This window comes from Sulfitobacter aestuarii (assembly GCF_042685005.1).
GTDB classification, from domain to species: Bacteria; Pseudomonadota; Alphaproteobacteria; order Rhodobacterales; family Rhodobacteraceae; genus Sulfitobacter; species Sulfitobacter aestuarii.
On the sequence record NZ_JBHUMP010000003.1, the window covers coordinates 354,115 to 367,098 of the forward strand.

The 12,984-nt window shown below is 67.2% G+C and carries 12 protein-coding genes and 1 riboswitch; of the genes, 4 read left to right on the forward strand and 8 right to left on the reverse strand.

Going from position 1 to position 12,984, the window contains the following annotated elements:
* Position 1 precedes the first annotated feature (1 nt).
* The 7 genes from ACFSUD_RS06205 to thiD are packed head-to-tail and all read right to left on the reverse strand — an operon-like array spanning position 2 to position 5,286.
* Positions 2-940: an ABC transporter substrate-binding protein gene (locus ACFSUD_RS06205; protein ID WP_386372478.1), complete on the reverse strand. Its 939-nt coding sequence runs from the start codon at positions 938-940 to the stop codon at positions 2-4.
* Positions 937-1,932, reverse strand: a complete 996-nt coding sequence (locus ACFSUD_RS06210) for a ThiF family adenylyltransferase (protein ID WP_386372479.1) — start codon at positions 1,930-1,932, stop codon at positions 937-939. Before ACFSUD_RS06210 ends, ACFSUD_RS06205 begins: the two co-directional genes overlap by 4 nt.
* Positions 1,929-2,525 carry a thiamine phosphate synthase gene (locus tag ACFSUD_RS06215; protein ID WP_386372480.1) on the reverse strand — a complete coding sequence of 199 codons (597 nt, stop codon included), beginning with the start codon at positions 2,523-2,525 and terminating at the stop codon, positions 1,929-1,931. Before ACFSUD_RS06215 ends, ACFSUD_RS06210 begins: the two co-directional genes overlap by 4 nt.
* The gene (locus ACFSUD_RS06220; RefSeq protein WP_386372482.1) at positions 2,522-3,295 is read right to left on the reverse strand and encodes a thiazole synthase; all 774 of its coding nucleotides are present in this window, start codon (positions 3,293-3,295) and stop codon (positions 2,522-2,524) included. Before ACFSUD_RS06220 ends, ACFSUD_RS06215 begins: the two co-directional genes overlap by 4 nt.
* 3 nt (positions 3,296-3,298) lie before the next feature.
* Positions 3,299-3,496: a sulfur carrier protein ThiS gene (thiS, locus tag ACFSUD_RS06225; protein WP_386372484.1), complete on the reverse strand. Its 198-nt coding sequence runs from the start codon at positions 3,494-3,496 to the stop codon at positions 3,299-3,301.
* Entirely contained in the window at positions 3,480-4,475 is a 996-nt protein-coding gene (locus tag ACFSUD_RS06230) for an FAD-dependent oxidoreductase (RefSeq protein ID WP_386372486.1), read from the reverse strand. The genes thiS and ACFSUD_RS06230 overlap by 17 nt, the downstream gene beginning before the upstream one ends.
* A 1-nt stretch (position 4,476) precedes the next feature.
* Complete coding sequence (thiD, locus tag ACFSUD_RS06235; RefSeq protein WP_386372487.1) at positions 4,477-5,286, reverse strand: bifunctional hydroxymethylpyrimidine kinase/phosphomethylpyrimidine kinase; 810 nt, start codon at positions 5,284-5,286, stop codon at positions 4,477-4,479.
* A gap of 61 nt (positions 5,287-5,347) precedes the next feature.
* Positions 5,348-5,448, reverse strand: a riboswitch (TPP riboswitch).
* Positions 5,449-5,662: 214 nt separating this feature from the next.
* On the opposite strand from thiD, the gene ACFSUD_RS06240 reads away from it, so the two are divergent.
* The 4 genes from ACFSUD_RS06240 (at position 5,663) to ACFSUD_RS06255 (ending at position 10,644) form a co-directional block, all read left to right on the forward strand.
* Positions 5,663-6,925, forward strand: coding sequence for an imelysin family protein (locus tag ACFSUD_RS06240; RefSeq protein ID WP_386372489.1), 1,263 nt, complete (start codon positions 5,663-5,665; stop codon positions 6,923-6,925).
* A 116-nt stretch (positions 6,926-7,041) separates the two neighbouring features.
* Entirely contained in the window at positions 7,042-8,586 is a 1,545-nt protein-coding gene (locus ACFSUD_RS06245; protein ID WP_386372491.1) for a di-heme oxidoreductase family protein, read from the forward strand.
* Entirely contained in the window at positions 8,583-9,572 is a 990-nt protein-coding gene (locus ACFSUD_RS06250) for an imelysin family protein (RefSeq protein WP_386372493.1), read from the forward strand. Before ACFSUD_RS06245 ends, ACFSUD_RS06250 begins: the two co-directional genes overlap by 4 nt.
* A 1-nt stretch (position 9,573) precedes the next feature.
* Positions 9,574-10,644, forward strand: a complete 1,071-nt coding sequence (locus ACFSUD_RS06255) for a DUF1513 domain-containing protein (RefSeq protein WP_386372494.1) — start codon at positions 9,574-9,576, stop codon at positions 10,642-10,644.
* 26 nt (positions 10,645-10,670) lie between these two features.
* On the opposite strand, the gene ptsP is transcribed toward ACFSUD_RS06255, so the two are convergent.
* The gene (ptsP, locus tag ACFSUD_RS06260) at positions 10,671-12,914 is read right to left on the reverse strand and encodes a phosphoenolpyruvate--protein phosphotransferase (protein ID WP_386372496.1); all 2,244 of its coding nucleotides are present in this window, start codon (positions 12,912-12,914) and stop codon (positions 10,671-10,673) included.
* Between the last annotated feature and the right edge of the window lie 70 nt (positions 12,915-12,984).

The window sequence follows — 12,984 nt, forward strand, 5'->3', positions numbered from 1 at the left end:
TTCATTCTCCCCGCAGATCGACTGCGATATCGGCCACGGCGTTCATCTCCGGGATTAATCCGGCCTCATGCAGAAACCGCTCGAAATCAGCATAGCGCCCCTGATCCAGCGCCGCCGGGCGCAGCGCGAAACGTGTCATCGTGTCGGCCCAGGCGCGCTCGTTGAGCTCGTCCTGCAGTTCGGGCGCGGTGGCGGCAAACAGCTCCCAGCTCTCCTGCGGATGATTGACGATATATTGCGTCGCCTTCTCGGTCGCGGCGAGGAACCGGGTGATCATGGCGCGGTCCATGGTCTCGCTGTTGGCCACGTAGATCAGCTCGTCATAGGGCGGCAGCCCCTCTTCCTCGACGTAAAAGCAACGCCCCTCGACCCCCTCGATCTGCATCTGGTTGAGCTCGAAATTGCGATAGGCGCCGATCACCGCATCGACCTGCCCGGACATCAGCGAGGGTGACAGCGACCAGTTGACGTTGATCAACTCGATATCATCAAGCCCCAGCTCGTATTTCTTGAGGATCGTGCCCAGCACTGCCTCTTCAACACCGCCGACCGAAAAACCGACTTTCTTGCCCTTGAGATCACCAGGCGATTTGATCGGCCCGTCCGCAAGCGTCAGCAGACAGTTCAGCGGCGTCGCCACCAGCGTACCGACCCGCTGCAGCGGCAGCCCCTCATGGATCTGCAAATGCAGTTGCGGCTGGTAGGAGATCGCCAGTTCAGCCTTGCCCGCCGCCACCAGCTTGGGCGGATCGGAGGGATCGGCGGGCGCGATGACCTCGACCTCGAGGTCCTGCTCGGCGAAATAGCCCTTCTCCTGCGCCACGATCACCGGGCCATGGTCGGGATTTACGAACCAATCCAGCAGCAGCGTCATCTGATCGGCCGCCATCAGCGGGCCGGCAGAAAGCATCAGCACCGCGCTGAGGGAGAGTGATTTCATGTCGGAAGCCTTTCGTTGTCGGGCGTGTCGCCCATTGCAATCAGAGTGATGTCGCCCGGCCAATAGCGGCGCAGGCAGCGCGCCGCCTGCCAGGCCCGCAGGCCGGAGCGGCAGGTCAGTACCGCGCGCTGATCGGCGCCCGGAAGGGGGCGCAGGCGGGTAAAATCATCGAGACTGTGGCGCCGCGCCAACGCGCTCACCGGAAACGGGCTTTCGTCTTGCCCGCGCAGATCGACGACAAAGTCATCAACGCCGATCTCACCGGGATCGATGAAACGCAGCGCCTGCTCAGGCTCGGCTGCCGCGTCAAAGCGAAAGCCACCGACGCGGAAATCGCCCAGGTCGAGCGTCACCAACCGCCCCAGCGGCGAAGGATCCATGCCCGTCAGCACGCCCAGCGCCATCTGCGCCTGCATCGTACCGATCACCCCGACCAGCGGCCCGATCACCCCGGCCGTCGCACAGGTCGCGGCACGGCCCGGCAGGTCGGGAAACACCGCGCGCAGCGATGGCGCAGACCCGCAGAATCCGCCCAGATAGCCCGCCATCCCCAGCGCCGAAGCCGAGATCAGCGGCAGGCGCCGCGCCAGACAGGCATCGTTGAGAATATAGCTCACCGCGAAACTGTCGGCGCAGTCGAGCACCAGATCGACATCATTCAACAGCGCATCCACATTCGCGGGAGTCAGCCGCTGCGGTAATGCGATGATCGCGCAATCACCATTCAGGCGGCGCAGGCTGCGCGCCGCCATCTCGGCCTTGCCCTGCCCCACATCGCCCTCGCGAAACAGGATCTGCCGGTGCAGATTCGACAGCGCCACGGTGTCGGCATCGACAATGGTGATGCGCCCGATCCCGGCGCCGGTCAGATATTGCAGCGCCGGACAGCCGAGCCCGCCCGCGCCCACGACCAGCACATGGGCGCGGCCCAGCGCCGCCTGACCCGCTGTGCCGATCTCGGGCAGCATTTCCTGCCGCAGGTAACGGCTCACCGCGTCGCCTCCAGCCAGTCGCGCACCCGCGCCTCCGGGTCCGGGTTCAGCGTGATATCGGTCACCGCCGACACCACATCCGCCCCCGCCGCAAAAGCGCCCGGCGCGCGCGCCGCGCTCATGCCACCGATGGCGATCAGCGGCACCTCCCCGATCAGCCCCTTCCACTCGGTCAGCTTTTCCAGCCCCTGTTGGTGCCATTTCGTCTGCTTGAGGATCGTCGGATAGACCGGCCCCAACGCCACGTAATCGGGCGCGCAGGACATCGCGCGCTCCAGCTCGGCGCGGTCATGGGTGCTGATCCCCAGCCGCACCCCGGCACGGCGCAGCGCATCAAGGTCGGCCCCATCGAGATCCTCCTGCCCCAGATGGACAAAATCGCAGCCCTCTTCGAGCGCGATCTGCCAATGATCGTTGATGACCAGCACCGCCCCCGCTGCACGGCAGAGATCGCGCGAGATGCGGATCTGCTCGCGCAGCCGGGTCTCGTCCATGTCCTTGACGCGCAGCTGCACCAGCTTGATGCCAAGCGGCAACAACCGCGCCAGCCAGTCGCTGTGATCGAATATCGGGTAGAAACGAGCGAGCTTCATGACAGAAAGGCCTTTCCAATGATCGGTGTGGAGGGCGCCGCCATGTCGCGGGGTTCCATCGGATCGGCAGCCGCCGCCAGTTTCCCGGCGCGGATCGCCAAAGCGAAGGCCTCGGCCATCGCTGCCGGATCGCCTGCCTTGGCCACCGCCGTGTTGAGCAGCACCGCGTCAAAGCCCAGTTCCATCGCCTGCGCCGCCTGGCTCGGCAGGCCGAGCCCTGCGTCAATCACCAGCGGCACCTCCGGGAAATGCGCCCGCATCGCCCGCAACCCGAACAGGTTGTTGAGCCCCAGCCCCGAGCCAATCGGCGCGCCCCAGGGCATCAGCACTTCGCAGCCCGCCTGCAGCAGCCGCTCGGCAACCACCAGATCCTCGGTGCAATAGGGAAACACCTGAAACCCGTCCTCCGACAGGATCCGCGCCGCCTCGACCAGAGCGAAGACATCGGGCTGCAAGGTGTCCTCCTCGCCGATCACCTCAAGCTTGATCCAGGACGTGCCGAAAACCTCGCGCGCCATATGGGCGGTGGTCACCGCCTCCTTGACCGAGTGACACCCGGCAGTGTTGGGCAGCACATGCACGCCCAGATCGCGGATCAGCGACCAGAAAGGCTGACCGGCCCGGTCCTGCCCGCTCTCGCGCCTGAGCGAGACGGTCGCCACACAGGCACCGCTGCGCCGGAACGCCTCGGCCAGGATCGCCGGTGAAGGGTATTGCGCCGTGCCGAGCATGAAGCCGTTGGCCAGCTCGGTGCCATAGAAATCGCGCATCGCTCAGCCCCCCTGCATCGGGGCCAGCACCTCGACCTGATCGCCCGGTTGCAGCGCGTGATCTCCCCGCATCCCCTGCGGCACGAAACTTCCGTTGACCGCGGTCGCCACCACCGCATCGCCAAACCCCGCCTCGATCAGCAGAGCCTGCAGATCAGCGGCCCCCGTCTCGACGCTCTCGCCATTAAGCTGCAGTCGCATCCATCACCTCCGGTTGCACATTGTCGAAAATCATCTCCGCCAGCATCCGCGCGCAGGCAGGTGCCAGCAGGAAGCCGTGGCGGTACAGCCCGTTGACCCTGATCAGATCACCCGCACGGCGAATGCGCGGCAGGTTGTCGGCAAAGGCCGGACGGCTGTCGACGCCGATCTCCAGCACCTCGGCCTCGCCGAAAGCGGGGTTCAGCGCATAGGCGGCGCTGAGCAGTTCCAGCAGGGCGCGCGCGCTGACATGACGTCCGGCGGCGCCCTCGATCATCGTCGCGCCGAGCATGAAGATCCCGTCATCGCGCGGCACCACGTAAAGCGGGATGCGCGGATGCAGCAGCCGTACCGGGCGCGAAAGCGTCACGTCAGGACAGGAGAGCACCAGCATCTCTCCCTTGACGCCGCGCAGATCCGCCAGCGTGTCGCGCGCCGCGAAACCGCGACAATCGACGGTCAGCCCGCGCGCCGCATGTTCCGCCGGATCGGCCTCGCCGCGCTCGAACCGCACGCCATCGCGCGCCAACCCGTCCCGCAGCGCCCGCAATGCCAGCCGCGGCGCCAGATGCGCCTCGTCCTCGAAGAACAATCCGCGCGAAAACCGGCTTCCGAGATCCGGTTCAAGCGCGGCAATCTCCGCGCCGGACACCTCGCGAAACCCGGTCGTGCGCCGCGCAAAGCGCCGCAGATCCGCCTGATCGCGCGCCGCCGATACCACCAGCGAGCCTGCCCGACGCACCGCGCCGGTATGTTCCGCCCACCAATCCGCCGCCTCCTGCCCGAGCCGCACCACCGGCTCCTCGGCGCTCTCGCCCTCGCAGAACGGTGCCAGCATGCCCCCGGCCCACCAGGAACAGGCCTGCGGGCCGATGCCGTCGCCGCGTTCGATCAGCGTGATCTCGGCGCCCCGGTCCCGCAGGCTGCGCGCCGCCGTGAGTCCGGCCACGCCGCCGCCGATGATGGTGATCTTGCGCATCTCAGCCCCAGACCCGGTAGAAATGATGCACCGGCCCGTGCCCGGCGCCGATCTGCAGCTGATCCGCCGCATGTATCGCGCCCTGCAGATATTCATGCGCCGCGCCGACCGCCGCCTCCAGCGTCAGCCCGCGTGCAAGAAACGCCGCGGTTGCCGCGCCATAGGTGCAGCCGGTGCCATGGGTGTTCTTCGTCGCGATACGCGGTGCGCTCAGCTCCAGCGGTGCCAGACCGGGACGGATCAGCAGGTCGGTGCAGATCTCCCCCGCCGCATGACCGCCCTTGATCAGCACCGCCTTCGGCCCCAGCGCCAGCAAGGCCCGGCCCTGATCCTCCGCCTCGACAAGGTCCCGCGCCTCGCCGCAGCCCAGCAGCCGCGCCGCCTCCGGCAGGTTCGGAGTCAGCAGATCGGCCTGCGCGAACAAGAGCCCGCGCATCGCGTCGATCGCCGCCTCCTGCAACAGCACATCGCCGGATTTCGCCACCATCACCGGATCAAGCACCACCGGATGCGGATAATCGGCCAGCGCGCGCGCCACCGCCTCGATGATCGGTGCCGAAAACAACATGCCGATCTTGATCGCCCTGACGTCGAGATCCTCCAGCACCGCCGCCATCTGCGCCGCTACCATCGCTGCGGGCACCTCATGCACCGCCGTGACGGCACATGTGTTTTGCGCAGTCAACGCCGTCACCACGCTGGCGCCATAGACGCCCAGCGCCGAGAATGTCTTCAGATCGGCCTGCAGCCCGGCACCGCCGCCGCTGTCAGAGCCTGCAATGCTCAATGCTATGGGACCGCTTCCGGCCATGTCTCGCCTCCAAAATTGGTCAAGGCGATACGGCATGGGGGAGGCGTGCAAGGCGCCTGTCGGCGCATGTTTACCCGTTCCCTACGCCGGTATTGCCCGGATCAGGTTCGACGGGTCGGTGCAAGCATCTCTCAGCCCCTGAGGGCACCCCGACGGATGCGCCCTGCCTAGCCCATGTTCAAACGGGCGGCAATCCCCCGCAACTGACGCAGGGTAACTTTTTTCGCAGGTGATGGGACGGCACGGGGGCAGACTTGCAAATTATCCGACTAAATTAGTGGGTTTTGACTTGCCTTAGTCTTTTGCTCAACTTATGCCGACTCCCATTCAACCGCGAACGCGGCCCATCCGTGGCATCGACACAAGGAATTTTCACATGAAACATGCGCTGCTTCTCACGCTGGCCGGCACCGCGCTGAGCCCCCTCGCCGCCTATGCCGCCAGCCCGCAGGAGGTGCTCACCACCTATGCCGACATCGCCGAGGCGACCTATGGCGACAGCCTGCAGGCGGCGCGGAATCTGCGCGGTCATGTCGAGGCACTGATCGCCACCCCCTCGCCGCAGACCCTGCAGGCCGCACGCGCTGCCTGGATCGCCGCGCGGGTGCCCTACCAGCAATCCGAAGTCTTCCGCTTCGGCAATCCGATCGTCGATGAATGGGAGGGCAAGGTGAATGCCTGGCCGCTCGACGAGGGGCTGATCGATTACGTCGATGCCAGCTACGGCGGTGTCTCGGATGAAAACGATTATGCGGCGCTCAACGTCATCGCCAACCCGACCTTCACCCTCTCCGGCAAGGAGATCGACGCAGGCGAGATCACGCCTGAGCTGATCGCGCAGGTTCTGCACGAGGCCGACGAGGTCGAATCCAACGTCGCCAGCGGCTATCACGCCATCGAATTCCTGCTCTGGGGGCAGGATCTGAACGGCACCGAGCATGGCGCGGGCGCGCGGCCCTGGACCGATTACGCCAGCGGCGAGACTTGCAGCAACGGCAATTGCGACCGGCGCGGCGACTACCTGCTCGCCGCCACCGACCTGCTGATCACGGATCTCGAATACATGAGCGCCCAATGGGCCGAAGGCGGCGCCGCCCGTGCGCAGGTGCTGGAAGACGAGACCGCCGGGATCTCGGCGATGCTGACAGGCATGGGCAGCCTCTCCTATGGCGAGCAGGCCGGGGAGCGGATGAAGCTCGGCGTAATGCTCAACGACCCCGAGGAAGAGCACGATTGCTTCTCCGACAATACCCACAACAGCCATTACTATGACGGGCTCGGCATGCGGAACGTCTATCTCGGCGAATATGTCCGCATCGACGGCAGCGTGGTCACCGGCGCCTCGCTCTCCGACCTGGTGGCGGAGGCCGACAGCGCGGTCGATGACGCGCTGCGCCGCGATCTCGATCACACGATGCTGAAGCTCGGCCAGATCAAGTCCACCGCCGAAGCCGGGCTCTCCTACGACCAGATGCTGGCGCGCGACAATGCCGCTGGCGAGGCGCTGATCATGGGCGCGGTCGATGCGCTGGTGGCGCAGACCCGCTCGATCGAACGCGCGGTCACGGCACTCGGGGCGCAGGAGATCGGCTTCGAAGGCTCCGACAGCCTCGACAATCCCGACGCGGTGTTCCAGTAAGCCGCGCCGCACGGGGAAGCGCCGTCTTTCCCGGGCCCGAAGGGGGAGCCCTCCCTTCGATCTTTCTGACGATGCAGGCGGGACGGCGCCCGCCGAGACAGCGGGACATCGCGCGGATGAGATGCACCACCCTTGCCTTCCTGACCCTGTGTCTGGCCCAGCCGGGCGCGGCAGATCTCTCGACGTTGAGCCAGCCGCATCTCGACATCACCCCGCGCAGCGCTGCCGAACGGGAGCGGATCGCCGGAGTTACCGCGCTGACGCAGGATTTTTCGCAGGCCGAGAAATTCGAATCCCGCCCCGGCGGTGCCGCCTCGGTTCGTGCCATTAATACGCCCGACGCCTTTTCGCAGCCCTCGGGCAATATCTCCTTCGCGCGCGAACTCGATTTCAAGCTCGGCAACGCGCTTTTTCGCAAGCTCTGGGTCTCCTCCCCCGCCTCGACCCTGGCCTCGGACGGGCTCGGCCCGCTCTATAACGCCCGCTCCTGCCAGCGCTGTCACCTCAAGGACGGGCGCGGCCATCCGCCCGAGGGGCCGCAGGACAGCGCCGTTTCGATGTTCCTGCGGATCTCCGTTCCCGCGACGCCGGAGGAACCGATGAGCGAGATCGAGGCCTTCCTGCTCTCCGTCGGCGAGGAAACCCCGCGCAGCCGCCCCGATCCGGTCTATGGCGGGCAACTGCAGGATTTCGCCGTGCAGGGCCAGAAGGCCGAATACCGGCTGGAAGTCAGCTACGAGGAGGTCGAGGTCGCGCTCTCCGACGGCGAGACAGCCCGACTGCGCCGCCCGACCTATGCCGCCGCCGATCTCGGCTATGGCCCGCTCGCGCATGACGCCATGCTCTCGCCGCGCATCGCGCCGCAGATGATCGGCCTCGGCCTGCTCGAGGCGATCCCGGCGGCCGATATCCTCGCCGGGGCCGACCCCGAGGACCGCGACAATGACGGTATCTCCGGGCGCGCGCAGGTGGTCTGGTCCTTCGAACACGACCGCCCGATGCTGGGCCGGTTCGGCTGGAAGGCCGGGGCGCCGAGCATCCGCGAGCAATCGGCCAGCGCCTTTGCCGGGGACATCGGAATCTCCTCCCCGATCTTCGACGCGCCCTGGGGCGATTGCACCGAGGCGCAGGCAGGCTGCATCGCCGGGCCGCATGGCGACGGCGACAGCCGCGTGCAGGAGATCGACGCCGAAGGGCTCGATCTGGTCACCTTCTATTCGCGCAACCTTGCTGTGCCAATGCGCCGCGATGTCGGCGATCCGCAGGTGCTGCGCGGCAAGCGGGTCTTCTACGACAGCGGCTGTCCCGCCTGTCACCGGCCGAAATTCGTTACAGACCGGCTTGACGACCAGCCCGAGCAAAGTTTTCAATTGATCTGGCCACATAGCGACCTTTTGTTGCATGATATGGGCGAAGGGCTGGCCGACCAGCGTCCCGAGGGGCGCGCCAATGGCAGGGAATGGCGGACCGCGCCGCTATGGGGAATTGGAATGACGCAGACCGTGAGCAAGATCGCGACCTATCTGCATGACGGGCGGGCCCGCAGCCTGCTCGAAGCCGTGCTCTGGCACGGCGGCGAGGGCGCGGCGGCGCGGGACCGCGTGATCAAGATGCCCAAGGCCGACCGGGCCGCCCTGATCCGCTACCTGGAATCCCTATGAGACATGTCGCGAAGCTCCTTGCCGCGGCGCTGCTGCTGACCGGCCCGGCGCGCGCCGATGTGTCCACCCTCATCGACCGGCAGATCCTGCCCGGATATGCGGCCTTTGCCGAGGAAACCCACGTGCTCGCGCAAACCGCCGTCGCCGATTGCAGCCGCCGCTCGCTGCGTCCGAGCTGGAATGCCACCTTCGACGCCTGGCTGCGGGTGAGCCATCTCAATTTCGGCCCGGTCGCCGAACAGGGCCGCAGCGTGATCGTCGCCTTCTGGCCCGACAGCCGCGGCGCCACCCCGGCGACGCTGGCGCGGCTGATCGCGGATGCCGATCCGATCATCGAAAGCGCGGCAGGCACCGCGCAGATCTCGGTCGCGGCGCGCGGGCTCTTTGCGCTGGAATACCTGCTCTACGATCCGCGGTTCACCGAAGGAGGGCAATATACCTGCGACCTGATCCGCGCCCTCACCTCTGACCTTGCCGATGTGGCCGAACATATCGACACCGCCTGGCAGAAGGAATTCGCCGAGACCCTGCGCTCCGCCGGGGCGGCGGGCAACAGCACCTATCTGACACCGCGCGAAGCGCAGCAGGCGCTGTTCACGGCGCTGGTCACCGGGCTCGAATTCAACGCCGACCAGCGGCTCGGCCGCCCGATGGGCAGTTTCGAACGGCCGCGCCCGAAACGGGCCGAGGCCTGGCGCTCGGCGCGCTCCTTGCGCAATGTCACCCTGTCGCTGGCGGCGCTGCGCGATCTCGCGGCGGGCCTGCTCGACGCCCCGACCCCGGCAACCGACGCCGCCTTCGAACGCGCGATCCGGCTGGTCGCGGCGCTCGAGGATCCGACCTTCGCCGAGGTGGCGACGCCGCAGGGCCGGGTCCGGGTCGAGGCGCTGCAACAGGCGATCCACGGCGCCCGCGACGCGGTGCTCGAGGAGATCGGCCCCGAGCTCGGCGTCAGCGCCGGTTTCAATGCCGCGGACGGAGACTGAGATGACGACACGACGCGCCTTCCTCTCCACGATGCTCGCCGCGGGGCTGGCGCCGCGGCTCGGCTGGGCCGATGTCGGCTGTCCCGATTTCCTCGCCGCCGCCCGGCTTGCCGACGGCAGCCACGCGCTCTTCGGCATGGGCGCCGATGGCAGCGAGCGTTTTGCCATTCCCCTGCCCGGCCGCGGCCATGCCGCCGCCGCCCATCCGACCCGGCCCGAAGCGGTCGCCTTCGCCCGCCGCCCCGGCAGTTTCGCCCTGATCTCCGATTGCGCCAGCGGCACGCTGCTGCAGAGTCTGCAAGCGCCTGCGGGGCGGCATTTCTACGGCCACGGCTGCTTTTCCGGCGACGGTGCGCTGCTGTTCACCACCGAGAACGATTTTGAACATGGCACCGGGCGCATCGGCATCTGGGCGCGGGAAGAGAATTACCGCCGCATCGGCGAGTTTTCCTCCGGCGGCATCGGCCCGCATGACATCCTGCGCCTGCCCGGGCAGGACGTGCTGGTGGTGGCCAACGGCGGCATCCGCACCCATCCCGACCACGGGCGCGAGAAACTCAACCTTGACGAGATGTCCCCGTCGCTGACCTATCTAACGCCCTCCGGCGCTCTGCTCGACAGGGTGATGCTGCCCGACGACCTGCGGCAGAATTCGATCCGCCATCTGGCGGCGCGGGAAGACGGGCTGGTAGCCTTCGCGATGCAATGGCAGGGCGAACCGGGCCTGCCACTGCCCCTGCTCGGCCTGCACCGGCGCGGCGGGTCCCTGCGGCTCGGCAGCGCGCCCGAACCCGAGCAGATTGCCATGGCGGGCTATGTCGGCAGCATCGCCTTCAACGGCAGTGCCGGGCGCATCGCGCTGACCTCGCCGCGCGGCGGGCGGGCGCATCTGTTTGACGATGACGGCGACTTCCTCGGCGCGATGCGGCGGCCCGATATCTGCGGCATCGGCGCGACACGGGACGGTTTCGTCGCCACGGACGGGCTCGGCGGCATATCGATCCTCGGCGCGCATCTGATGCCGCAGGCCGCCCTGCCCCGCGCCTGGGACAACCACCTCGTCACCATCTGAACCGGGCGACCGGCCCCGGCCGCCGCTCAGACCTGGTGCTGCCCGCGCACGTAATCCATCACCGCCTCGCGCACCGACATGTCACCACGATCGCGCGCCGCATGAATCACCGCGCGCACCTCGCCGAGATCGCAGCGCCGCAGCAGGCTCTTGACCGGCCCGATGGAGGCGGGACGCATCGACAGGTTGCGAAACCCGATCGCCGCGAAACACAGCGCCTCGACCGGCCGCCCGGCATCCTCGCCACAGAAGGACAGCTGGGTATCGGTCTCGTTGCAGCGCGCCACGATGTTTTCCAGAAAGGTCAGGAAAGAGACGTTGAGCGTGTCATAGCGCCGCCGCACCAGCTCGTTCTCGCGATCCGCGGCGAAGAAGAACTGCTTGAGATCATTGCCCCCGATCGACAGGAACTCGACCTCCTCGAAGAACCGGCGCGGCGCGAAGGCCAGGCTCGGCGTCTCGAGCATGGCGCCGATCTCGATCTTGCTCGGCAACACATGGCCCAGCCGCGCCTCGCGTGCCAGCGTCTTGTCGACCTCGGCCCGCGCGGCGCGGTATTCCTCGAACTGCGCCACGAAGGGGAACATCACCGTCAGGGGACGTCCGTTCGCGGCGCGCATCAGCGCCTGCAGCTGCATCCGCATGACCCCGGGCTTGTCGAGCCCGACCCGGATCGCCCGCCAGCCGAGCGCCGGGTTGGGCTCGTCATTGGCCTTCATATAGGGCAGCACCTTGTCCGAGCCGATGTCGAGCGTGCGGAACACCACCCGCTTGCCATGCGCCGCGTCGAGCACCCGTGCATAGAGCGCCGCGAGCTCGGTGCGCTTGGGCATTTGGTTGCGCACCAGGAATTGCAGCTCGGTACGGAACAACCCCACCCCCTCGGCACCGGAACTGGTCAGCGAGGGCAGATCAGCCATCAACCCGGCGTTCATATGCATCCCGATCCGCGTGCCGCAGCGGGTCAGCGCCGGCTTGTCGCGGATCGAGGAATAACGCTCCTGCGCCGCGGCCTGCATGGCGATCTTGTCGCGAAAGGCGGTGGCGACCGTGTCATCGGGGCGCAGATGCACCACACCCTGCTCGCCATCGACCATGATGTGATCGCCGTTGAGCGCGTCATTGGTGATCGCATCGGCATGGACAATCAGCGGGATCGCCAGGGCCCGCGCCACGATCGCCGCATGGCTGCCGACCGAACCGCCCTCGAGCACGATGCCGCGCAGCAGCCGCCCGTAATCGAGCAGCTCCGCCGGGCCGATGTTGCGCGCCACCAGGATCGGATCGGCGGGCATCTCCGCCCCGGTATCGAGCCCCTGCCCGGTCAGGATCCGCAACAGCCGGTTGGACAGGTCGTCGAGATCCGAAAGCCGCTCGCGCAGATAGGCATCCGAGACCTGGCCCATCCGGGCCCGCGCCATGGATTGCTCCTTCTCCACCGCCGCCTCGGCGCTCAGCCCGCTCTGGATGTCCTCGATCATCCGCCGCATCCAGCCCTTGGAATTGGCGAACATCCGATAGGCTTCCAGAACCTGCTGCTGTTCCTTGTCGGCGGTCATGTTCAGAAGCTGATCGACGCTGACGCGCAGCTGGTCGACCGCCTCCTGCAACCGCTCGGTCTCCCGTTCGGGATCATCCGCGATCGGATTGGAGACGACGACCCGCGGCTCGTGGAGCCAGACATGGCCCTCGGCCACGCCTTCCTGTGCAACGGTGCCGCGCACCATCACCGGCTGGCTGTGACGGGCCGACATCGCCGCGCCCTCGCCGACAAAGACGCCGAGCTCGGCCATCTCGGCAAGCACCATGGCCACCACTTCCAGCGCATAGATCTCGTCGGCCGAAAATTCCCGCGCCGTCCTGGATTGCACCACCAGCACGCCGAGTGTCTCGCCAAGCCGCTGCACCGGCACGCCGAGGAAGCTCGAGAAGATCTCCTCGCCGGTCTCGGGCATGAAGCGGAACCCCGGCGCCTGGGGCGCATCGGGCGTGTTGATCACCTGCCGCCGCCGCGCCACCCGCCCGACAAGACCCTCGCCGAGCTTCATCCGCGTCTCGTGCACCGCCGCCTTGTTCAACCCTTCGGTGGCGCAGAGCTCGAGCGTGTCCGCGTCGCGAAACAGGTAGATCGAGCAGACTTCGCAGCCCATCGAGGTGGCGATCAGATGGGTGATCCGGTCGAGCCGCGCCTGCCCGGCGACATCCTGCGCCATCGCATCGCGCAGACGGCCCAGGAGTTTGCGGCTTTCGGTCTCAAAACGCTCGGCCATGCAGGCGTGTCCCATCTCGTGCTGTGAAGCCCGGTTTTACCGCACTCGCGTTCAGATAGAAACGCTTTTT